14 protein-coding genes and 1 pseudogene are annotated in these 24716 nt (G+C 40.2%); all 15 read left to right on the top strand.

From position 1 onward, the window contains the following. Positions 1-57 precede the first annotated feature (57 nt). The 15 genes and pseudogenes from IPK31_18740 (at position 58) to IPK31_18670 (ending at position 24677) form a co-directional block, all read left to right on the top strand. The gene (locus tag IPK31_18740) at positions 58-1698 is read left to right on the top strand and encodes a polysaccharide lyase (protein MBK8089790.1); all 1641 of its coding nucleotides are present in this window, start codon (positions 58-60) and stop codon (positions 1696-1698) included. A gap of 92 nt (positions 1699-1790) precedes the next feature. Further along, a complete protein-coding gene (locus tag IPK31_18735) occupies positions 1791-3443 on the top strand; it encodes a hypothetical protein (GenBank protein MBK8089789.1) in 1653 nt (550 codons plus the stop codon). Between the two features lie 109 nt (positions 3444-3552). After that, entirely contained in the window at positions 3553-4764 is a 1212-nt protein-coding gene (locus IPK31_18730; protein ID MBK8089788.1) for a hypothetical protein, read from the top strand. A gap of 219 nt (positions 4765-4983) precedes the next feature. Continuing rightward, positions 4984-6357, top strand: a complete 1374-nt coding sequence (locus IPK31_18725) for a glycoside hydrolase family 140 protein (GenBank protein ID MBK8089787.1) — start codon at positions 4984-4986, stop codon at positions 6355-6357. A 5-nt stretch (positions 6358-6362) separates the two neighbouring features. Further along, positions 6363-7274 (top strand): glycoside hydrolase family 43 protein, encoded by a 912-nt coding sequence (locus tag IPK31_18720; GenBank protein ID MBK8089786.1) that lies wholly within the window; start codon positions 6363-6365, stop codon positions 7272-7274. Positions 7275-7319: 45 nt separating this feature from the next. Further along, positions 7320-9158, top strand: coding sequence for an exo-alpha-sialidase (locus IPK31_18715; protein ID MBK8089785.1), 1839 nt, complete (start codon positions 7320-7322; stop codon positions 9156-9158). Between the two features lie 93 nt (positions 9159-9251). After that, positions 9252-10763, top strand: a complete 1512-nt coding sequence (locus tag IPK31_18710; GenBank protein ID MBK8089784.1) for a glycoside hydrolase — start codon at positions 9252-9254, stop codon at positions 10761-10763. Beyond that, complete coding sequence (locus tag IPK31_18705; GenBank protein ID MBK8089783.1) at positions 10760-13591, top strand: glycoside hydrolase family 2; 2832 nt, start codon at positions 10760-10762, stop codon at positions 13589-13591. Before IPK31_18710 ends, IPK31_18705 begins: the two co-directional genes overlap by 4 nt. Position 13592: 1 nt before the next feature. After that, positions 13593-17390, top strand: coding sequence for a family 78 glycoside hydrolase catalytic domain (locus IPK31_18700; GenBank protein ID MBK8089782.1), 3798 nt, complete (start codon positions 13593-13595; stop codon positions 17388-17390). A 144-nt stretch (positions 17391-17534) separates the two neighbouring features. After that, a complete protein-coding gene (locus IPK31_18695; protein ID MBK8089781.1) occupies positions 17535-19106 on the top strand; it encodes a sodium:solute symporter in 1572 nt (523 codons plus the stop codon). A 10-nt stretch (positions 19107-19116) separates the two neighbouring features. After that, positions 19117-20732 (top strand): annotated as a pseudogene (locus tag IPK31_18690) (fucose isomerase). Positions 20733-20756: 24 nt separating this feature from the next. Further along, positions 20757-21593: a fumarylacetoacetate hydrolase family protein gene (locus IPK31_18685; protein MBK8089780.1), complete on the top strand. Its 837-nt coding sequence runs from the start codon at positions 20757-20759 to the stop codon at positions 21591-21593. Positions 21594-21618: 25 nt separating this feature from the next. Next, positions 21619-22602 (top strand): dihydrodipicolinate synthase family protein, encoded by a 984-nt coding sequence (locus tag IPK31_18680; protein ID MBK8089779.1) that lies wholly within the window; start codon positions 21619-21621, stop codon positions 22600-22602. Positions 22603-22611: 9 nt separating this feature from the next. Beyond that, complete coding sequence (locus IPK31_18675) at positions 22612-23763, top strand: iron-containing alcohol dehydrogenase (protein ID MBK8089778.1); 1152 nt, start codon at positions 22612-22614, stop codon at positions 23761-23763. Beyond that, complete coding sequence (locus tag IPK31_18670; protein MBK8089777.1) at positions 23763-24677, top strand: dihydrodipicolinate synthase family protein; 915 nt, start codon at positions 23763-23765, stop codon at positions 24675-24677. Before IPK31_18675 ends, IPK31_18670 begins: the two co-directional genes overlap by 1 nt. Positions 24678-24716 lie beyond the last annotated feature (39 nt).

Below are 24716 nucleotides of genomic sequence, written 5' to 3'. Positions count from 1 at the left end.
TTCATTAAAGCAGGTTTCAGTGAAAGAAGTCGTCATAATAAGATATAAATAAGAATCATGAATTTCCTTCGCAAAAGAATTTACACAGTCGCTATTTGTTTAGCAGCAGCAGGAACTGCATTTGCACAATATCCTGATATTCCCAAAGATGTTCAGCAGGCATCTGATTCGTTGATGCGTGCAGCTAATAAACATTCCGATTCTGCCTGGCAGGTAGCCTGGCCCATTATTCAGAAAGAAGCTAAAGAAGGTAAGCCTTATATTCCATGGGCTTCACGTTATGATGAATTACCGCAATCGGATATTCCGGCATTTCCCGGTGCTGAAGGCGGTGGTAAATACAGCTTTGGCGGACGTGGCGGTAAGGTGATTGTTGTTACGAACATAAATGATGATGGCCCCGGCAGTTTACGTTGGGCTTGTGAACAGGGTGGTGCAAGAATTGTGGTGTTTAATGTTGCGGGTATCATCCGTTTAAAATCTCCGTTGATGATCCGTGCACCATATATCACCATTGCAGGACAAACTGCTCCCGGCGATGGCGTATGTATTGCAGGTGAAAGTGTGTGGATCAACACACATGATGTCATCATTCGTTACATGCGTTTCCGCCGTGGTGAAACATGGGTGGGCCGCAGAGATGATGCAATTGGTGGTAATCCGATCGGTAATATCATGATCGATCACGTTAGTGCAACATGGGGTTTAGATGAAAACATGAGTATGTACCGTCACATGTATAACGACAGTACTGGTAAAATTGAAGACAAGTTTGGCACTGTAAATATTACAATTCAGAATTCCATTTTTGGTGAAGCGCTTGATACACGGAACCATTCATTCGGAAGTACATTGGGAGGAGAGAATTGTACGTTCATGCGTAATCTCTGGGCCAATAATACAGGACGTAATCCATCGGTAGGTTGGAATGGCATATTCAATTTTGCAAACAATGTTATTTATAACTGGGTGCACAGAAGTATTGATGGGGGTGATTACAGAGCGCAATTCAACATCATTAATAACTATTTCAAACCTGGACCTGCTACACCAAAAACGGCAATTGCTTACCGCATTCTGAAACCCGAAAGCGGACGAAGCAAATTGAAGGATAAATATTATGGTCGTGCTTACGTAAATGGAAATATTGTGGAAGGCTATCCTGCGGTTACAAAAGATAACTGGAATGGTGGAGTACAAACAGAAGGCGCTAATGATAAAGTTGAATTTGATGCAAGTATGAAATGGCCGAAGCCGTTACCAATGGCAGCTATTACAATTTTGTCTGCCGAAGAAGCGAAAACATATGTGCTTGCAAACGCTGGTGCAACATTGCCTAAGCGTGATGCAGTTGATACAAGAATTGTAAAACAGGTTACAACAGGTAAAGTTGAAGTAGATCCGAATGTAAAATTGCCTGAGACGCAATTCAAACATCGTCGTATGCCTATCGATTCTTATAAGATTGGTATCATTACAGATCCTTCACAGGCAGGTGGTTATCCTGAATACAAAGGAACTCCTTATACAGACAGTGATAATGATGGTATACCCGATGATTATGAAGTAAAGAACGGATTAAATCCGAAAAATGCTGTCGACGCAGGTAAACTGGCAAAGAACGGCTACAGCAATATTGAAAACTACCTCAACAGTGTAGTGGACATTAAGAATGTGAAACCAACGGTTAAAAAATAATCAATACCGGTTATAAAGTTCTGTTTTGTATCTTTTAGTAAGTAATGGCCTTACAGTAACTTTAGCGTGTATTTAAATTCAACCGGCAAACAGTGAAAAATAAAAGAGTATATCGTTTTCTTTTTCTTATAAGCAGTTTATTTATACAACAGGCTTTACCTGCGCAAAAGCAGGTAAAGCCTGTTCCTCCTTTATACAGTGAGCGTGGCAAACTCGTTTACTCCAGCGATGAACTGGGCAACCGCATTCCAGATTTTTCTTATTGCGGATACAAAGCTTCTGAACAGCCAATACCAACTGTTGATGTGAAAGTTGTTGTACCTGTAAAAGCAGGCGATGCAACCTTACGCATTCAATCAGCATTGGATTATGTTGCTTCTTTACCGGTTGATGCAAATGGTTTTCGTGGTGCAGTGTTATTGCAGAAAGGAACCTATGAAGTGTTTGGACAATTGCGCATCACTGCATCGGGTGTGGTATTACGTGGCAGCGGCATCAACGCAACAACAATTGTTGGTGCAGGAACTGGACGTTTGGCGTTGATCAAGATCGTTGGAAAGAATACCCTCTCGAAAGAACTCACTGGATTAAAGATCACAGACGCTTATGTGCCGGTAAATGCAATTAGTTTTCATGTAGACCAGATCAATATAAAAGATCATTCTAATAAAATTATTATCCGTCGCCCATCAACAGCCAACTGGATCAACTTGCTTGGTGCTGATCATTTTGGCGGCGGTATTACAGCTATAGGCTGGAAGCCTGGAGAACGGGATCTATACTTTGATCGTACAATTACAAAAATCGAAGGCAATACGGTTTATTTTGATGCACCCATTACAACAGCACTCGATACAACTTATGGCGGTGCTTCAATTTATTTTTATAACAATGATGGTCGTATCAATAATTGCGGCGTAGAAAATATCAAGTTGATTTCCACGTATGATAAAACAAATTTAAAAGATGAAGATCATCGCTGGAACGCCATCAATATTGAAAACGCAGAAGACTGCTGGGTACGGCAAATCAACTTTCAGCATTTTGCAGGAAGTGCAGTAAGTATATTGGAAACATCAAAACGAATTACTGTTGAAGATTGTATCTCGTTATCTCCTGTTTCTGAAATTGGAGGTCAGCGTCGGTACACATTTTTAACTACCGGACAGCAAACATTATTTCAACGTTGCTATGCAGAGTATGGCTATCATGATTTTGCAGTTGGTTTTTGCGCACCCGGTCCAAATGCATTTGTGCAATGTGAATCAATCTTACCTTATAGTTTCAGCGGCACAATTGACAGCTGGGCAAGTGGTGTATTGTTTGATGTAGTGAATGTAGATGGTAACGCTTTACGTTTTGGTAATCGTTGGCAGGATGCAAATGGAGCAGGCTGGAGTGCTGCCAACAGTTTATTCTGGAACTGCAGTGCTGCACGTATTGATTGTTACAAACCACCAACAGCACAAAACTGGGCCTTCGGCAGCTGGAGTCAGTTCGCAGGTGATGGTTACTGGAACGAATCGAACAATACCATTACGCCAAGAAGTTTATACTATGCACAGTTGCGTGAACGACTGAATAAAAATATTGATCAACAGGCACAGATCATGGATGTGTCAACAGAAGCAAGTAGTAGTCCATCTGTCGAAGTTGCAATGGCTTTAACAAAAGAAGCTTCTAAACCAAGAATGCAATTAAAAGAATGGATCGCACAAGCATCTGTTCGAAATAAAATCCCCTGAATAGTGGGGAAGTAAGACAATTGATCAGATCGGAATTAAAAAACCAATTGTACTAACACTTGCACCCATATTACAAATTAAGAACGGCGTTTTAGTAAGAGGTGATGAATTGGTTACAGGTAAACGTTCAAACGTACAGTGGTGGAGTGGTGGTTTACAGGCAAAAGATATTCAACAATCCAAATGGCATATCAGCCGTTTTGTTCCCGGTCGTTCGGGCAAAGGTTTAACTGATGATCTCAACGAAGTAGTCAATGAAATGAAAACTTCAAACACAATTGCCATTGAACATAACTATGGTTTGTGGTATGATAGAAGAAGAGATGATCATCAACGTGTCCGCAGAATGGATGGAGAAGTATGGCCGCCGTTTTACGAATTGCCTTATGCAAGAAGTGGTAAGGAATTAGCATGGGATGGATTGAGTAAATATGATCTCACGAAGTTCAATTTGTTTTACTGGAGTCGATTAAGACAATTTGCTGATCTCGCAGATCAGAATGGTTTGTTACTCGTTCATCAGAATTATTTTCAACACAACATTATTGAAGCAGGCGCACACTATGCCGATTTCCCTTGGCGCACAGCAAACAATATCAATAACACAGGTTTTGTTGAACCAGTGAATTATGCAGGCGATAAACGCATTTTTTATGCAGAGCAATTCTATGACATTTCAAATCCTGTTCGCAGGGAACTGCACAAAAAATATATCCGTCAATGTTTAAATAATTTCAAAGACAACAATGGAGTGATACAATTGATTGGTGAAGAATTTACAGGTCCAACTCATTTTGTAAAATTCTGGTTGGATGTTATTCGTGAATGGGAGAAGGAAACAGGTAAACATCCCATCATTGGATTAAGTGTAACAAAAGATGTACAGGATTCTATTTTAGCCATACCTGCCTATGCAGCAGTTGTTGATCTCATTGATATTCGTTACTGGCATTACCAAGCCGATGGTACAACCTACGAACCAAAAGGCGGACAAAATCTTGCTCCACGTCAACATGCACGTTTGCTGAAGCCAAAGAAAACAAGTTTTGAGCAGGTGTACAGAGCCGTGAAAGAATACAGAACTAAGTTTCCAAACAAAGCAGTTGTGTATAGTGGCGACGGTTATCCTGAATTTGGTATGGCGGTATTTATGGCTGGTGGCAGTTTGCCCGTATTACCGGGCAATATTGATGCAGCAATTTTACAAGCAGCAGTTGGTATGAAACCCGTTGCATCAAGCAACGCCAACGAATATATTCTGAGCGATGGCAAGAGCAGCATTATTTATAATACAGAAACAAGAAAACTGGAACGAAGATAGAAGATGTTGTTTTCGTCAGACGTCCTCGTTGGACGAGTTGATAAATTGTTTTAATGATGAATCATGCATTTGTTCCGTAGGAACATTTCGTTGGTAGTACTTGAGACGGAAGTTGTTAGCGGCCCGTAGGGGCGCTTGGTGAAAGCCGAATAGAAATAGGGACGTACAAGTGAGTGACACAACGATGTTGACCGTGATTAAAAAGGTGATAAACAAAAAATGAAAAAAAAGTTTACGATCGCAATGTTATTGATGGTCCTGTTTTCACAGGCACAAATGCAACAATTAAAAGTGTCTGCCAACAAACGATTCTTTCAAACAGCTGATGGTAAACCATTTTTCTGGATCGGTGATACCGGTTGGTTGCTGTTTGTAAAATGCAGTCGTGAAGATGCTGTGCATTATCTCGAAACAAGAAAACAACAAGGTTTTAATGTGGTGCAAGTAATGGTGCTGCATGATATGAACAATACTAAGAATGTGTATGGCGACCATGCCTTGATTAATGAAGATGCATCGAAACCAAATGTTACTCCGGGAAATAATTTTGCCGATACTACTGCATACGACTACTGGGATCATGTTGATTTCGTTGTGAACGAAGCAGCAAAGCGTGGTATTTATATGGCGATGGTACCTGTGTGGGGCAGTAATGTAAAAGGCGGAAAAGTAAATGCACAACAAGGCGAAGCGTATGCAAAGTTTTTAGCGAATCGATATAAAAACAAAACAAATATCATTTGGCTTAACGGTGGTGATGTAAAAGGAACGGAGGGAATGGATGTGTGGAAAGTGATCGGGCCAACCTTAAAAAAAATAGATCCAAAGCATTTGCTCACTTATCATCCACGTGGGAGAACATCTTCAAGTGATTGGTTTCATAATGAAGCCTGGTTAGATTTCAATATGTTTCAAAGCGGGCATAAAGATTATACGCAGGATACCAGCAGCAATGAAACAAATCACTATGGTGAAGACAACTGGAAGTTCGTTGATGTTGATTATAAACTGAAACCGGTGAAGCCAACATTCGATGCTGAACCTTCTTATGAAAATATTCCACATGGCTTGCATGATAGTTTGCAACCACGTTGGACGGATGCCGATCTCCGTCGTTATGCATACTGGAGTGTGTTTGCCGGTGGTGCAGGTTTTACTTATGGCGAAAATTCAACCATGCAGTTCAATAAAATGGGCGATTGGACAGCGAATTATGGTGTACGAATGAATTGGAGACAGGCATTGCTTTCGCCTGGCGCAACACAAATGGTTCATTTGAAAAAACTCATGTTGAGTAAATCTTATTTTGATCGTATACCTGCACAGAATGCAGTTATGGATAGTGGCGAACGTTATAATCGTGTAGCTGCAACAAGAGGAAGCAGTTATGCCATGTTTTATGTGTACAACGGAAGAGAATTTAAAATTGATATATCGAAACTGAAGTTTGTACCTAAGAAAGCAAGTTGGTTTAACCCGGCAACTGGCAAACAACAACCGATTGGAGGATACAAAAATGAATCAATCAAAAGTTTCAATCCTCCGGGAGAACAGAAGGATGGAAATGATTGGGTATTGATCTTGGAAAAATAATAAGCATGCGTTTGAAGTCACTCATTATTCATTGCTCATTATTCATTTTGCTTGCTTCATGTTCAAGTAAAGCATACCTGTTTACTTCCTTTCATGAACCTGCGAATGAAGGTTTACGAATGTTGTACAGTTATGATGGCAGAAATTGGACAGATCTTGATACAGTTCTTTTACAACCGAAAGTAGGTAACCAGAAAGTGATGCGTGATCCATCGATGGTGCAGGGACCTGATGGTACTTTTCATTTGGTATGGACAAGCAGTTGGCGTGGTGATCTTGGTTTTGGTTATGCTTCATCGAAAGATCTTTTCAACTGGAGTGAGCAGCAATTTATTCCGGTGATGAAGAATGAACCAACCGCTGTTAATACATGGGCGCCTGAATTGTTTTATGATGATGAAGAAAAGCGATACATCATCATTTGGGCAAGTTGCATACCGGGAAGATTTGAACGTGGTATTGAAGAAGACAGCAACAATCACCGCATGTATGTAACCACAACGCCTGATTTTAAAACATTCACTGATACGAAACTATTTATTGATCCAAAGTTCAGTGTTATTGATGCCGTGATCGTAAAACGGAAGAAAGATGATTATGTGCTGGTGTTGAAAGATAATACAAGACCTGAACGGAATATTAAAGTGGCATTCGGCACAACAGCACTTGGTCCGTGGACGAATATTTCAAAACCCTTCTCCGATAATTTTACAGAAGGGCCAGCTGTTGTAAAACTGAAAGATGAGTGGCTGATCTATTATGATTCATACCGAAAGAAAATTTATGAAGCATCAGCAACGAAGGATTTTGTGAATTTTGAAAACGTAACAACAAAGGTAAAAGTTCCGGAAGGACATAAACACGGAACAATTGTACCGGTAAAGAAAAAGGTTATTAAAAGATTGTTGAAACCCTGACGGCGGTTGCAAACCCCGTAAGCGGTTAAAGAAAATAAAGAAATAATGAAATTGATTTGTAGATACATACTGGCTGGAGTAATTGTTTTCTTCACCCCTTTAGGGGATGGGGCTATTCTTGCCCAGGATACTGTTCGTTACACGGGAACAACTTTATCCAACGTTGATTATCATCACGGACAGTTATCGCCTGCAGTTGGTGTGCATAATATTCAAACCATACGTACCAACCGTGCAGATACAGGTGCAGCTTCATGGACATACAACCATGCACCGATGCTGGCTTACTGGAATAATACGTTTTATCTTGAATACTTAAGCGATCCTGTTGGCGAGCATATTCCTCCGGGACAAACATTATTGCAAACATCAAAAGATGGTTACAACTGGACTTATCCTGTTGTGATATTTCCTCCCTACAAAATTCCGGATGGATTTGTAAAAGAAGGAAAGACTGATACGGCAAAGAATAGTTATGCAGTCATGCATCAACGATTTGGTTTTTATACATCCAAATCAAAACGATTATTTGCATTGGCCTTTTATGGAATTGCATTGGGGCAGAAAGATGACCCTAATGATGGTAACGGAGTTGGTCGTGTGATCAGGGAAATAAAAGCAGATGGATCATTCGGACCTATTCATTTTCTGCGATATAATCATTCCTTCAGCGAAAAGAATACCAACTATCCTTTTTACAAATCATCAAAAGACAAAGGCTTTGTTGCAGCCTGCGATGAAATTCTGAATACGCCTTTGTTAATGATGCAAACGGTGGAAGAAGGTGATCGCAATGATCCGTTAATTCCTTTGCAAAAAGATTTTAAAGCATTCAACTATTATCATTTGCAAAATGGAAATGTAGTGGGGCTTTGGAAGTCTGCACTCACAAGTATTTCAAAGGACGAAGGGAAAACATGGCAATACAATCCAACGAGAGCACCGGGCTTTGTCAACTCCAATGCGAAGATTTGGGGACAGAGAACCAGCGATGGAAAATATGCAACGGTGTACAATCCTTCTGAATTTCGCTGGCCTTTGGCCGTTAGCGTGAGTGATGACGGATTGAAGTATAAAAACCTGCTGCTTGTAAATGGAGAGATCACTTCTATGCGTTACGGTGGTGCTTATAAAAGTTATGGGCCGCAGTATGTACGTGGTATCCAGGAAATGGATGGTAAACCTGCTGATAATAATATGTGGGTGACCTATAGCATGAATAAAGAAGATATGTGGGTGAGCCGGGTTCCTGTTCCTATAAAAAATAAAGTAACAGGACATGTAAATGATGTGTTCAACAACATGACTGCAGGCAAAGAACTGAATGAATGGAATATTTACAGTCCGCTTTGGTGCAGGGTGAACGCAGAAACGATCAATAATCAAAAAGTAATTGCGTTGCACGACAGTGATCCGTTTGACTATGCAAAAGCCGAACGCATTTTTCCGGAATCAAAACAACTGGTTGTTGAGTTTACTGTAACTGCACAACAGACAAATACAGGTAATCTTGAAATTGAATTGCTCGATAAAAAAGGAACAGCTACGCTTCGGTTGATGCTCGATTCAACCGGAAGTATTTTAACTAAACAAGGCTATCGAAATAAGAGTCTTGGTAAATACAATGCAGGCGAGCAACTAAATATCAAAATTGAACTGAACACAACAACCCGTTTCTATACCGTTACGATCAATAATGGCAAACCGAATCTGAATCTGTTTTTCCAGCCTGTTGAATCGGTAGAACGGTTATTGTTCAGAACAGGAGAGGTTCGTCGTTTTCCAAATGCTGATACACCAACTGATCAGGATTATGATTTGCCGAATGCAAATTCAAAGTCGAAAGAAGCGGTTTATTATATTCATTCAGTTAAAACAAGATAGTCTGTGATGAGTAAGATAGTAAGGATATGTAAGTTTTATTTGAACCACGAAGGCGCAAAGGCTCAAAGCTTCACGAAGCCTTTGTGTTTCTTTGTGCTCTCCGTGTCTTTGTGGTTCAATGCTTCTGCTCAACTAAAACCGCTTGTTTTAAAACAGGATCAGTTCAAACACTATGTCGATTATTTCAACAAAATGGAAGAGCCGAATATTGAACAGGCTATCCCTAATACAAAAAGCTGGGAGTGGATGAAGAAAAACATTCCCTTGTTTGAATGTCCGCAACAAAATTTTGAAGAGATCTTTTATTACCGCTGGTGGACCTTGCGAAAGCATATCAAGAAAACAGAAAAAGGATTTGTGTTTACCGAGTTTTTGATCCAGCGAAGCTATGCCGATAAATACAACCTTATCTCCAGCGGACTTGGTCATCATATTTACGAATCAAGATGGTTGCATGATAAAACCTATATGGATAACAACCTGCATGTATGGTATCGGGCAAATGAAGGCAAGCCATTAAAGAAATTACGGTTTTACAGCAGCTGGAATATTGATGCGATCTATAATCGGTACCTCGTAAATGTCGATAAACAGTTTTTAGTAAACATGCTACCGGATCTAAAAGAAGATTATGCAGCATGGGAACAGGAAAAGAAAGCAGCGAATGGTTTGTTCTGGCAATTTGATGTACGTGATGCCATGGAAGAAACGATCAGTGGTAGCAGAACTGAAAAGAATCCACGTCCATCGATCAATGGATATATGTTTGGTAATGCAAAAGCATTATCGGCAATTGCACAAATCAGTAATGAAAAAGATGCAGCTGCATTGTACAATCGCAAAGCAGATTCCATCAAGCAGTTTTCACAACAACTGCTCTGGCATCCGCAGCATCAGTTCTTTGAAGTAAAAAAAGAAAAAGGCGATACACTCTCGAATGTAAAAGAAGAAATCGGGTTTATTCCCTGGTATTTCAATATGCCAGACAATACTTACAATGTTGCATGGAAAAGTTTGATGGACACCAAAACGTTCTGTGCACCATTCGGTATCACTACTGCAGATCGCAGTCATCCTGAATTCCGTACACATGGCTGCTGCAAATGCGAATGGGATGGCGCCGTATGGCCGTTTGCAACTGCTCAAACATTAACAGGTATGGCCAACTTGCTGAATAATTACAATCAGGATTATGTCGCTGATAGTAATTATTTCAACTTATTAAATACGTATGTTGAATCACAATACTATCGTGGTCGTCCGTATATTGGCGAATACCTCGATGAGAAAACAGGTTTCTGGTTGAAGGGGGATGAAGAACGCAGTCGTTATTATAATCATTCAACCTTTAATGATCTCATCATTAGTGGACTGGTTGGATTACGACCAAGAGCAGATAATACAATTGAAGTAAATCCATTAGTGCCGGAAGGAAAGTGGAATTGGTTCTGTTTGGATAATGTGTTGTATCATGGAAAGATCGTTACCATCATTTGGGATAAAGACGGGTTGAGATACAAAAAGGGTAAAGGCTTGAGTGTGTGGGTGAATGGAAAGAAGGTGGCTTCGTCGTTGAAGCTTGAAAAAATTACAGAAAAATTATGATTGGTTTATTTGCCACAAAGACAGAAAGACAGAAAGTAGCACAAAGAAAACCCTTTGTGCATCTCTGTGTTCTTTGTGTCTCCGTGGTTCTCTTTGTCCCTTTGTTTTCTTACTCGCAACAAACAGAAAAAGTTTATCTCTCCGGAACAGGCAGCGATCAAACAGTGCAATGGGATTTCTTTTGCACCGGGGGTATGAATGCCAACAAATGGACAACGATCGCTGTGCCGAGTTGCTGGGAATTACAAGGCTTTGGTAAATATTATTATGGTTTTGCAAAAGACAGTGTACGTGGAAAAGAAAAAGGATTGTACAAACATCGTTTCCATGTACCTGCAAACTGGAAAGGTAAAGTCATCAATCTTGTGTTTGAAGGTGTGATGACGGATGCAGAAGTAAAAGTAAATGGCAAGTCTGCAGGTGAAGTACATCAAGGTGCTTTCTATGCTTTCAAGTACGATGTTTCTAAACTGTTGAATTATGGAAAAGAAAATTTACTTGAAGTAACAGTTGCTAAACACTCATCCAATCAATCCGTGAATGAAGCAGAACGCAAAGCAGACTTCTGGATATTTGGTGGCATTTTCAGGCCGGTTTGGTTAGAGGTGTTGCCACAGCAGCACATACAGCATGTAGCAATAGATGCGAAAGCAGATGGTAGTTTTTCTGCAAAATTGCAGACGAATGGCAACGGTTACATAACTGGTTTAACAGTTGAATTAATTGATCTGAACAATAAGGTAATAAAGAAGAATGAGGTAAAGGTTAGTGAGTTCAGTAGTCAATGCGGAATTAAAGTTGATTGTAAAGACATTGATCAATGGTCATCTGAATTTCCAAATTTATACAAAGCTATATTCCGAATTTATAGCAAGGATAAATTGCTGCATGAAGTTTCAAAGAAATTTGGTTTCCGCACAGTAGAAGTAAAACAACGTGATGGCATCTATATAAACGGAGTGAAAGTGAAAATGAAAGGTGTCAACCGTCATGCATTTCGTCCTGAGACAGGAAGAACTACCAGCAAACAGATCAGCATTGAAGATGTATTACTCATGAAGGACATGAACATGAATGCAGTGAGGATGAGTCATTATCCACCTGATGATCATTTCCTCGATGTGTGTGATTCACTTGGTTTGTTTGTGATGGATGAATTAACCGGCTGGCATGGTCATTACGATACAAAGGTTGGTTCGAAGCTTGTGAAGGAAATGATTGATCATGATATGAATCATCCTTCTGTCATCTTCTGGGCAAATGGAAATGAAGGCGGACATAATTTAGAACTCGATAAATATTTTACGGAGTTTGATATTCAGCAACGGCCTGTTGTTCATCCATGGCAGTTGTTTGGCGGTTTTGATACGCAGCATTACCGTGAATACAATTACGGCATTGGTAATTATGAAAACGGAAAAGAAATTGTAATGCCTACAGAATTTCTGCATGGATGGTTTGATGGCGGACATGGTGCTGGCATTGAAGATTACTGGGAAAAGATGTGGCATAACCCTTTAAGTGCAGGTGGTTTTCTCTGGGACTTTGCTGATAATGCAGTTGTGCGGAAAGATCTGCATGATTCTTTAGATACTGATAAACATCGTGCTGCTGATGGAATACTGGGACCGCATCATGAAAAGGAAGCAAGCTTTTATACGATCAAGGAAGTATGGAGTCCGGTTTATTTTGAACGCAGAGAAATCACAGATGCATTTGATGGCACATTCAATCTTGAAAACCGTTATCATTTCACCAACATCAACCAATGTTCTTTCAGCTGGAAATTGCGGAAGTTTGGTTTGAGAAATGTAGATGAAAAAACAGGTTCAGCAACTTCACCTGATATTAAACCCGGCGAAAAAGGTGTACTGCAGTTACAACTGCCAACTGACTGGAAAGATTATGATGTGCTGTATGTAACCACAACAGATTTTTATAAAAGAGAATTATTTACCAGGAGTTTTTTGATCAGCAATCCGAAACGTACTGGTGAAAGAATGGTTGTGAAAGAAGGCAATAACACTATCAATTCTTCAGAAGCTGATTCATTACTGACCGTTTCTGTAAAAGATGTGATAGTTGTATTCAATAAAAACAAGGGTCTGCTTGTTTCAGTGAAAAATGCAAAAGGCGAGTTGCCCTTTAACAATGGTCCGGTATTGCAGGAAGGAGTGAATAATTTCAAATCATTCAAACAGTATAAAGAAGGGAACAATCTTGTGTTGGAATCTTCTTTCAATCAGAAAGAAAGTTACAACACGCTAAAGTGGACTGTTTATCCTTCAGGTTGGGTGCAGTTACAGGTGAATTATTTTCCGTCTGCTTACTTCAGCAATTTCGCCGGTATAAACTTTTCATTTCCTGAAAAAGAAATTCAATCAGTCACCTATATGGGCGATGGTCCTTACCGTGTATGGAAAAACCGTTTAAAGGGAAATGCATTTGGCATCTGGAATAAAACCTATAACAATACAGAAACAGGGGAAGCACCGTGGATATATCCTGAGTTCAAAGGATACCACTCCAATTTTTACGGTGGGTATTTCTTTACAAAGAACAACCGTTTTACAGTAGTGAGTGAAACGGAAGGAATGTTTCTCCGCTTGTTTACTCCTGCATGGAAAACAGATCAGTGGCATAATTATGAACCGTTGTTTCCTTCAGGTGATATTTCATTCATGCAGGGCATCAGCAGCATAGGTACAAAAAATCAACGCAATGAAACAACCGGGCCAATGGGCGTGAAGAATATTTACTACGATTACGAAAAAGATCCGGTGAGGGCATTGCACATCAATTTATACTTTAACTTCTCAGCAGAATAAAATGAAAAAGATTGTAACCATACTTGTTTTCAGCATTTGCATGCAGCAATTGTTTGCCCAGGTAACCGTCAGTAATCTCCGTTGCGAAATGCTGGCAAATCCTCAGGGCATTGATATAAAACAACCAAGGCTTAGCTGGCAATTACAAAGCAACCAGCGAAATGTTTTGCAAACAGGCTATCAAATCCTTGTGAGCAGCAGTACACAAAATCTGCAGCAGAATAAAGGCGATGTATGGAACTCCGGCATCATCAGCAGCAATCAATCGTTACATGTGCAATACAATGGAGTAGCATTGCAGCCTGGTAAGAAATATTTCTGGAAAGTAATTGTGCAAACGAATAAAGGGCAGGCACTTTCAACACAAACCGCATTTTTCTCGACTGGACTTACAAAAGAACTCTGGAAAGCAAAATGGATCGGTTACGATAAGGCATCTGCATGGGATAGTGTTACACAATGGAGCAGACTAAGTGCAAGATATTTGCGTAAAGAATTTATAAGTAAACCTGCTGTTAAACGTGCAACTGTTTATCTCTCCGGTTTGGGTATGTATGAATTATATATCAATGGTAAAAAAATCGGCGACCAGGTGCTTGCACCTAATCCAACTGACTACCGTAAAACTTATTTCTGCAATACACATGATGTAACGTCACTGATCAAAGCAGGAAACAATGCCATTGCAACAGTACTTGGTAATGGGCGTTTCTTTACCATGCGTCAGAACTACAAAACGTATAAGCATAATACATTCGGTTTTCCTAAACTCCTGCTGCAACTTGAAATTGAATACACCGATGGTACAACAAAAACAGTAGTGAGCGATGAAAGCTGGAAGCTGAATGTGGATGGCCCCATTCGTACCAACAATGAATATGATGGTGAGGAGTATGATGCACGAAAAGAATTTACCGGCTGGACGAATGCAGGCTTTTCCGACAGCAAATGGATGCAAGCTGAGTTAGTACAATCACCTGAAGGAAAAATGGCGGCACAGATGAGTGAGCCGATGAAAGTGATGCAGACGATTAAACCTGTCTCTATCAAAAAAACTGCAGGCGGGAAATACATTCTTGATATGGGACAGAATTTTGCAGGCTGGATCAAACTGCAAAACATTAACGGAAAGAAAGGAGATAAGATAACGCTTCGTTTTGCAGAAAGTTTACAAACGAACGGCGAAATATTTGTTGCAAATTTAAGAGATGCAAAAGTGACCAATGTTTACACGTTTGGCAACTCTCCTTTAGGGAAAGAGGGTTGGCAGCCATCTTTTGTGTACAATGGTTTCCGTTATGTTGAAGTAAGCAGTTTTCCGGGTACACCTGTACTGAATAATTTTGAAGGCAAGCTGGTGTATGATGCTTTTGAAACAACAGGTTCTTTTGTGTCGTCCAATGCAACATTAAATACAGTTCATAAAAATGCCTGGTGGGGCATAGCTTCAAATTATAAAGGAATGCCGGTTGATTGCCCGCAACGTAACGAACGACAGCCCTGGCTGGGCGACCGTGTAATTGGAGCAATGGGTGAGGGCTATCTTTTTGATAATGCAAAACTGTATGCTAAATGGATGCAGGATATTGAAGAAAGTCAAACCAATGAAGGAAGTATTCCCGATGTTGCACCTGCTTTTTGGAATTATTATTCTGATAATATTACATGGCCCGCTGCATACATCACAATTACCAACCACCTGTATAATCAGTTCGGTGATATTACTCCGGTTAAGAAACACTATTCTTCAATGAAGAAGTGGATATTCTACATGAAGGATAAATATCTTGTTGATGATATTATGACAAAGGATAAGTTTGCCGATTGGTGCGTTCCGCCGGAAGACCTGAAACTGATTCATGCGAAAGACAGCAGCCGTTTAACTGATGGAAAACTGATTGCATCTGCTTATTATTTTAAATTGTTGTCGTACATGCAGCGGTTTGCAAAACTTACTGGTAATGATGCTGACGGTAAGGTTTATGAAGAATTGGCAGATAAAATAAGAATTGCTTTTCAGAATAAATTTTATAACCCCGCAAAGCAATGTTATTCAAATAATACAATCACTGCTAACCTGTTGCCATTGTATTTTGGTATTTGCCCTGATTCGTTAAGAGAGAAAGTGTTTGCAAATATTTATACTAAGATCCGTATTGAAAGCAAGGGACATATCAGCACAGGTTTAATTGGCACCCAATATTTGTTCAGAGGCTTAACTGAATACAATCAAAATGAACTGGCTTACACACTTGCTTCAAACACAACTTACCCGAGCTATGGGTATATGGCAGCAAACGGAGCTACTACAATTTGGGAATTATGGAACGGCAACACTGCCGATCCCGGAATGAATAGCCAGAATCATGTAATGATGCTGGGTGATCTGTTGATATGGTACTACGAAAATCTTGCCGGTATACGCAGTGATAAAACAGAAGTTGGGTTCAAAAAAATAATCATGAAACCTTCAGTTCCGGCAGGTCTTGATTTTGTAAAAGCATCTTATAAAAGTATGCATGGGCTCATAAAAAGCGAATGGAAGAACAGCGTTGGTAAATTTGAATGGAGTATTTCTATTCCTGCCAATACAAAAGCTGTAGTTTACATACCATCTAACAGTGCAGATGAAATTACTGAAAGCGGAAAGCCTGTTACAGATAATGCTGATATTAAGTTTGTCAAAATGGATAAAGGAGCCGCTGTGTTTGAAATTACATCGGGCAGTTATCAATTTGTACGAACTAAAAAATGGAAACAGGGAATTGTAAAAGACGAATTCATTTTCGAACGGGCAAGTTTTCCTGAAAGTCATGCAGCTACCATTGCAGAAACACCGGAAGGTTTAATTGCTTCCTGGTTTGGTGGTACAAAAGAAGGAAACAAAGATGTATGCATCTGGACAAGTCATTTCAGGAATGGTAAATGGACAGAGCCTGCAAAAGTTGCAGATGGTGTAATGAATGATACACTGCGTTATTCAACTTATAATCCTGTATTGTTTTATGCACCTAATGGTGAATTGTTATTGTTCTATAAAATAGGACCCAATGTTGCTGGATGGACAGGCTGGATGATGCGCAGCAAAGACAATGGGCACACATGGAGTAAACGTGAAGCATTGCCCGAAGGATTTTTAGGGCCCATCAAAAATAAACCTGAACTGATTAATGGTGTTTTGTTATGCCCGAGCAGTACGGAGAAAACAGGATGGAAAGCGCATATTGAATTCACAACTGATTTTGGCAAAACATGGACAAAGACAGAAGCGATCAATGATCCCAAAATTTTACAAGCCATTCAGCCAAGCATTCTAAAATACAAAGACGGCCGATTGCAGATTTTATGTCGCAGCCGAAATACAACCATCAATGAAAGCTGGAGTAATGATGGCGGAAAAACTTGGAGTGAAATGAAAGCATCTGCATTGCCTAATAATAACTCAGGGACAGATGCCGTAACGTTGAAAGATGGAAGACAGTTGCTGGTGTATAATCATACGTTGCCCAATTCATCCTGGGTAAATGGAAAAGGCCCACGAACACCGTTGAATGTTGCAATAAGCAAAGATGGAAAAGTATGGAGTGCAGCGTTGGTGCTGGAAGATTCGCCCATCAGTCAGTATTCATATCCATCAGTGATACAAACAAAAGATGGGTTGGTGCATATTGTTTATACATGGCGGAGAGAAAGGATCAAACATGTTGTTGTTGATCCTGCCAAACTGGAGTTGAAAGAAATAGTGAATAAGCAATGGCCGGGAGCGAAAGCAAATGAAGGAAAAACATCTGACGATTAGGACAGCCCCTCTAACTCCCCGAAGGGGGAGGATTGCTTTTCGAAGCTGAAGAATGAACAATAATTGACCTGATTTATACGATGATCTTATTACTAATGTCGATTTAAAGCCCCTCTTTTGGAGGGGTTTGGGGAGGCCATAACGATGCACAATTTGCCATTTATTGATCTTGCGGTGATTGCCGTTTATATGCTTGCAATGATTGGCGTTGGCATGTATTTTTCACGTAAGAATAAAAACAGCGACCAGTTTACCAAAGCTTCCGGAAAAATTCCCGGTTGGGCAATTGGTCTTTCCATCTACGCAACATTCTTAAGCAGCAACACTTTTTTAGGCGTTCCGGGAAAAGCATTTGGCAGCAACTGGAATGCATTTGTATTCAGTATATCGATGCCGATGGCTGCATGGATCGCTTCAAAATATTTTGTGCCGTTCTATCGCAACACAGGAGAAATATCAGCTTACACACATTTAGAAAAACGTTTTGGGCCATGGGCCAGAACATATACAGTGATTTGTTTTTTGCTCACGCAGTTTGCACGTATGGGTTCCATCTTTTTTGGTATTGCATTAAGTCTGCAGGCACTCACCGGTTTCAGTATGCAATCGATCATGATCGTAATGGGCATCTGCATTATTATCTATACTGTGCTGGGAGGTATTGAAGCAGTGATCTGGACAGAAGTGGCGCAGGGCATCATTAAGACATTGGGCGCTTTGCTGATTTTATTTTTAGTGGTGAAAGAAATCCCCGGCGGTTTTACTACCATCATTGATGTGGCGAAAGCAGATCATAAAACAAGTCTTGGAAGCTTATCTCCCAACTTAACTGAATCAACATTTTGGGTGGTACTGTTTTACGGGTTTTTCATCAATCTGAATAATTTCGGGATGGATCAGAATTATATTCAGCGTTATCATACAGCACAAACATCAAAGCAGGCAAGTAAATCAATCTGGCTTTGTGTATGGATTTATGTGCCTGCTTCTTTTTTATTTTTTGTGATAGGTACAGCACTGTATGCTTTTTATCAAACACAACCCGGATTAATTGATCCGGTGAAATTGCAGGTAGCAGCTGAACGGTTAGGTGTTGCTGCAACATCAGCCGAAGCAAAACAACTCGCTGCATCTTTAACATCTGCTGATTACGGCGATAAAGTATTACCTTTTTTCATGGTGAATAATATTCCAACAGGCTTGGTTGGGTTAATTGTATCGGCCTTATTATCTGCTGCCATGAGTACCATCAGCAGTAACATGAATGCATCGGCAACTGTGTTTACCGTTGATATTTACCAGAAGTATTTTAAACCCGATATTACGGATAAACGAAAGCTGTATCTGCTGCATGTATCAACCATTGCTTTTGGCGTGATTGGTTTGTGTACAGGTTTGGCAATGATCGGTTCAAAAAGCCTGTTAGATATCTGGTGGGAGTTGAGCGGCATTTTCGCAGGTGGTATGCTGGGTTTGTTTTTGTTGGGGATCATCAGCCGCCAAACAAAAAACGCAGCAGCGGTTACCGCAGTTATCATTGGTATTATTGTAATTCTGTGGATGACATTCTCGGGAAAACTGGAAGGAAACTATGCGTTCCTGAGAAACCCCTTACACAAAAACATGATCATTGTTGTGGGAACACTCACCATATTTTTAACCGGTTTAATTATAACAAAACTGAGAAGGAGCACAACTGCTCATCCATCAGCATAAAATATTTTATATGGAAGAAGTATCAAAACAAATTACATTGGTTGCAAGCGGCGATTCAAGACCATCTGCAAATATTACCTGCTGGCCAGCACAGGAGCAAATGGAACAACAGCTTGCAGCTGTTTTATCAAAACTTGGATATAGAGTAAAGAAGGCACATGCTTATGATGCAGAAAAGCAACATGGTTTAATTGATTCACAGAAAATGGGCATGGAAGTTTTTGCCGGTATTGATGAAGATGCCCCATTAATTGTTGCGGAAAGTTTATGGCAGTACAGTCACCATGTACTTGCAGGATTAACAACACACAATGGCCCCATCTTAACGGTTGCAAACTGGAGTGGGCAATGGCCCGGGCTGGTGGGTTTATTAAATCTGAATGGATCACTAACTAAAGCCGGAGTTGCATACAGTACATTATGGAGTGAAAATTTTGATGATGATTTCTTTTTAAACGGATTGAAAGAATGGCTGAATACAGGAAAGATCAAACACGATTGCAGTCATGTAAAAAAATTCGATCTTGTAAAAATTCCGTTGCAGGAAGAGGAAACAGGACGTTCTTTCGCCAAAACATTCAGAAAGAACAAAGCCATCATGGGCGTGTTTGATGAAGGTTGTATGGGTATGTATAATGCCATCGTTCCTGATTCTGTACTGCATAAAACCGGTGTGTTTAAAGAACGTCTCAGCCAGAGTGCTTTGTATGCAGAGATGTTAACTGTAAAAGACGAAGAAGCAGATACAGTATTGAAATGGTTACTTGACAAAGGAATGAAATTTAACTGGGGCACTGATTATGCAACTGAATTAACAAAAGAACAAACACTGGAGCAATGCAAAATGTACATAGCAGCAGTTCGTTTGGCAGATTGGTTTGGATGTGCAACAATTGGTATTCAATACCAACAGGGGTTGAAAGATATTTGTGCAGCAAGCGACCTGGTGGAAGGACTGTTGAATAATACTGAACGTCCCCCTGTATTTGATGCAAATGGAAAGGAATTGTTTGCAGGTAAAGCCATTCCGCATTTCAATGAAGTGGATGAATGTGCCGGTTTAGATGCTTTGCTCACTTATCGTTTATGGAATGAACTTGGTATGAGTGGCGAAAATACTTTGCATGATTTGCGTTGGGGACAGCAATACAAAGATGAAATCATTGATGCGTTTGTTTGGGTATTTTTAATTTCGGGGGCAGTACCCGCTGCACATTTCCCCAATGGATATAAGAGTGCAAGCAGTGAACGTCAGCCACCCATGTTTTTTCCGAAAGGTGGAGGTACATTGAAAGGAAACAGCAACCCCGGCTCAATTGTGTGAGCAGGATCTACCTGGTGGAAGATGAGCTGCATTGCGATCTTGGAGTTGGAGAAGTAGTTGATTTGCCGGAAGCGGAAACACAACGGCGCTGGAATGAAACAACAACGCAGTGGCCCATCATGCATGGAGTCATTAAAGGAGTCAGTCAGAACCAGATGATGGCAAGGCATAAGGCAAATCATATTCATGTGGTATATGTGCCCGATGAAACAACTGCTCATAAAGCATGCAGAATAAAAGCTGCAGCATTAGCTGAACTTGGATTGAATGTACATTTCTGCGGAGATGTTCATTTACAATAACTCAACCGTTAAAAAACAAACTGAATGAAATTATATAAAACTGCAACAGGAATTATTGTTGAAGAAAACGGAAGCTGCTACCTGTTGCCTCAAACAAACTGGGATACACTGATCAATCGGGATGATTTGTTTTCATTTCTGCAAAACAGTCTTTTATCACTGCAACCATCGGGCGATGAAAAATGGTTGCAGCAGCAAACTCTATCTGCACCAATCGGTACACAGGAAGTATGGGCAGCCGGTGTAACTTATCTCAAAAGCAAGACTGCACGGATGGAAGAAAGCAAGGAAAGCGGTGGTGCAACTTTTTATGATAAAGTGTATGATGCTGAAAGACCAGAACTGTTTTTTAAATCAACTGCTTCAAGGGTTGTTGGTTCTGGCCAGCAGGTAAGGATACGAAAAGACAGTACATGGAATGTTCCCGAACCCGAACTGACCCTGGTAATAACATCTTCCAGCAGAATAGTTGGATATTCCATTGGTAACGACATGAGCAGTCGTAGTATTGAAGGTGAAAATCCATTGTACCTGCCACAGGCAAAAATGTATGATGGAAGTGCAGCGGTTGGGCCATGTATTTTGGTAACGGAACATCCAATTTCTCCTCTTACTGAAATTGCCATGCTGATTGAACGAAACGGACAAAATGTGTTTGAAGGAAGTACAACGATTGACAGAATGAAAAGAACACATACAGAGCTGGTTGGATTTTTATTTCGTGAATCAAGTTACCCGGTTGGTTGTTACCTCATGACAGGAACCTGCGTTGTACCCGGGAATGATTTTACGTTACAAAGTGGAGATGTTGTGAAAATCTCCATTGAAGGAATTGGTACACTAGTTAATACAGTTGAATAGTAAACTTGCTATAATAAATGAAATTATGAAAAGTGAAGAAAAGAAGTTTGTTCCGGTAATGATTACTCCTTTCAACCTGAAAGCTGAGGTTGATCTGGATGCTGTAAGTATATTGATCGAGTTTTATATCGCTGCCGGTGTAAAAGGATTTTTCGCCAATTGTCTCAGCAGCGAAATGTTCAGTATTACAGAAGATGAGCGGATTGAATTAACCAGTCATGTAGTGAAAAGGGTAAACGGCCGTGTACCGATTGTTGCAACAGGATCGTTTGGATTAACGATTGCTGATAAAGCAGAGTTCACAAAAAAAATATTTGATACAGGTATTGATGCAGCCATCATGATCACAGGTCATTTTGCCAAGGAAGAAGACAGTGATGCATTATTGCTCAGGAATTTTGAACAGATGTTTCAGCTTACAGGTAATATTCCACTGGGAATGTATGAATGCCCGGCACCGTATAAACGCATTATTGGTGCAGATACATTCAGATCCTTACTTTCAGCCAACAGGTTAATTTATCATAAGGACACATCCATCACACATGAAAATGTAAGAGCTAAACTGGATATCCTGAAAGAAAGCGGTAATGAACTTGAGTTCTATGATGCGCATACGCCGAATGCGATGTACAGCGTACAGATGGGAGCGAAGGGAATGTCATCGATCTCCGGTAATTTTTATCCTGAAGTAATGGTGTGGATGGTGAACAATGCCAACAATCCTGAAAAGCAGGAAGAAGTAAAATGGCTGCAGGAAGAATTGACAAAGGTTGATCCGCTAATTCATATTGCATATCCCATGAGTCCGAAATATTTTTTACAGAAACGTGGATTGCCTGTGCGTACTATCAGTCGTGCAGTGGCAACCAAATTAACGCCTGATCAGCGCAAGACACTCGATGATATTTATGATCGCTTTCAGCATTGGTGTGAAAAATTACAGATTCAGCAGGTGGATATTCCTTCTGTTGTTGGTTTAGGAAATCATCCTGAAAATATTTTTTAAATGATTGGTATGGCACAACTTCCGTTAAAGATATTTTTTCCCGGCAAACTGGTGTTTGGTAATGGAACATTACAGCAACTGGCAGAAGACGTGAAAGAACTGAAGCCGGCAAATGTTTTTATCGGTACAATTGAGCCGCTGCGTTCAGCAATTGAATCATTTGTTAATACACTTAAAGAAAGTAAGATAGAAGTAGTGATTGATACCTCGATTGTTGCAGAGCCATCCTTCAGTGATTTTGAACAGCTGATGAAAAAAGTTACACCGTTTAATCCTGATGTGGTGATTGGTATTGGTGGCGGAAGTGTACTGGATATTGCAAAGCTTGTGGCAGCACAACTGGGAAACAAACAGCAGTTAAGAGATTATGTAGGTATCGGTTTACTCAAAGGAAGAAAAAAGAAACTCATTTGTGTGCCTGCAACATCGGGCACGGGAAGTGAAGTATCCCCCAATGCAATACTGGTAGATGATACCGATAATCAGAAGAAAGGAATCATCAGCCCATATCTTGTTCCGGATATTGTGTATGTTGATCCTTTGCTTAGTGTTTCCGTTCCACCTTCCATTACTGCTGCAACAGGAATGGATGCATTGACTCATTGTCTCGAAGCATACACCAATAAATTTGCTCAGCCTTTTATTGATATGTATGCTTATGAAGGCATGCGTTTGATTGCAGCTAATATTGTAACTGCGGTAAATGATGGAAATAATATTGAAGCAAGGGAGAAAGTTGCTATGGGCAGTTTGCTTGGTGGATTTTGTCTGGGCCCTGTAAACACGGCTGGTGTGCATGCATTGTCTTATCCATTGGGAAGTATGTATCATTTGCCGCATGGTTTATCGAATGCATTACTGCTGCCTTATGTGATGGAGTATAACATAGTTTCAGCAGCAGACAGGTATGCAGATGTTGCTGTTGCACTTGGTTGTAAAAGAGAAGATGATGTTTGGGCAACTGCAAAAGCAGGTGTTGCGAAAATAAAAGAATTGAATGCGGCCTGTGGTATTCCTGCAAGTTTAAAAGAGGTAGGAGTGAAGGAAGAAGCCATCCCACAGTTGGTTACCGAAGCTTTAAAAATTCAACGACTGCTGAAAAATAATCCCAGAGAGATTAATGAGCAGGGAGCAACCGCCATTTTTAAATCAGCATTTTAATGAAGAAGAATAAAAAATTTAAAGGCATCATTGTCCCTGCTGTTACTCCTTTAACTGCATCATTTAAAATTGATGAAGCAGCGGTGGAAAAAATATTCAACCAGTTTTATCAGCATAGTATTTCTCCTTTTATATTTGGAACTACAGGTGAATCTGCATCGTTGCCGGCTTTGGTTAAAGAAGAATATGTAAAGGCAGCAGAAAAAAATAAAAAGCCCGGCTCTGTTTTATATGCAGGGATTTCATCGAATGTATTGAATGAGTCTGTTGAGTTTGCAAAATTCTGTGCTGATCATGGAGTGGATGCAGTCGCTGCAACACTTCCTTCGTATTATTTGTTGACAGAAACGCAGATGAAAAAATATTTCGAAGAATTGGCAGATGCTGTTCCGCTGCCAATGATCATTTATAATATTCCGGCAACAACGCATATGAGTATTCCGTTGCAGCTGATTGATGAATTAAGTCATCATCCGAATATCATTGCCACCAAAGATTCAGAACGCAGCGATGAGCGTTTGCAAAAATCACTGGAGTTATGGAAAGACAGGGAAGACTTTGGTCATTTTCTCGGATGGGCTGCTAAATCAGCAGATGCCCTGATTGGTGGAAGCGATGGATTGATTCCCAGTACAGGAAATCTTATGCCTGATATTTATGATGTGATGTTACAGGCAGTTGAACAGGGTGACCACGCAAAAGCATATGAGATGCAGCGCCTGAGTGATACGTATGGAAACTTATACCAGGGCGGAAAAACATTGGGTGAAAGTTTGTGGGCAGTGAAAGTATTGATGAAGTATAAAGGTTTGTGTGAATCAACAGTAATGCCGCCGTTACAATCATTGAGTTTTTATGAAGAAAATAAATTAATAAAAGCATTTTTAGAATTGCGAAACCCCGTCGGTGGCTAAAGTTCCGACGGCGGTTGTTTCAATAGAACAAACAACAAC

It is taken from the genome of Chitinophagaceae bacterium (assembly GCA_016713085.1).
Classification (GTDB): Bacteria; Bacteroidota; Bacteroidia; order Chitinophagales; family Chitinophagaceae; genus Lacibacter.
This window is presented reverse-complemented; position numbering and strand designations above follow the sequence as displayed.

What these genes read in the sequence shown, in the direction of transcription:
- IPK31_18695 (MBK8089781.1), top strand. Translation starts at nt 17,535, where the DNA reads ATGCACAATTTGCCATTTATTGATCTTGCGGTGATTGCCGTTTATATG.
- IPK31_18725 (MBK8089787.1), top strand. Translation starts at nt 4,984, where the DNA reads ATGAAAAAAAAGTTTACGATCGCAATGTTATTGATGGTCCTGTTTTCA.
- IPK31_18715 (MBK8089785.1), top strand. Translation starts at nt 7,320, where the DNA reads ATGAAATTGATTTGTAGATACATACTGGCTGGAGTAATTGTTTTCTTC.
- IPK31_18700 (MBK8089782.1), top strand. Translation starts at nt 13,593, where the DNA reads ATGAAAAAGATTGTAACCATACTTGTTTTCAGCATTTGCATGCAGCAA.
- IPK31_18720 (MBK8089786.1), top strand. Translation starts at nt 6,363, where the DNA reads ATGCGTTTGAAGTCACTCATTATTCATTGCTCATTATTCATTTTGCTT.
- IPK31_18705 (MBK8089783.1), top strand. Translation starts at nt 10,760, where the DNA reads ATGATTGGTTTATTTGCCACAAAGACAGAAAGACAGAAAGTAGCACAA.
- IPK31_18740 (MBK8089790.1), top strand. Translation starts at nt 58, where the DNA reads ATGAATTTCCTTCGCAAAAGAATTTACACAGTCGCTATTTGTTTAGCA.
- IPK31_18675 (MBK8089778.1), top strand. Translation starts at nt 22,612, where the DNA reads ATGGCACAACTTCCGTTAAAGATATTTTTTCCCGGCAAACTGGTGTTT.
- IPK31_18685 (MBK8089780.1), top strand. Translation starts at nt 20,757, where the DNA reads ATGAAATTATATAAAACTGCAACAGGAATTATTGTTGAAGAAAACGGA.
- IPK31_18670 (MBK8089777.1), top strand. Translation starts at nt 23,763, where the DNA reads ATGAAGAAGAATAAAAAATTTAAAGGCATCATTGTCCCTGCTGTTACT.
- IPK31_18680 (MBK8089779.1), top strand. Translation starts at nt 21,619, where the DNA reads ATGAAAAGTGAAGAAAAGAAGTTTGTTCCGGTAATGATTACTCCTTTC.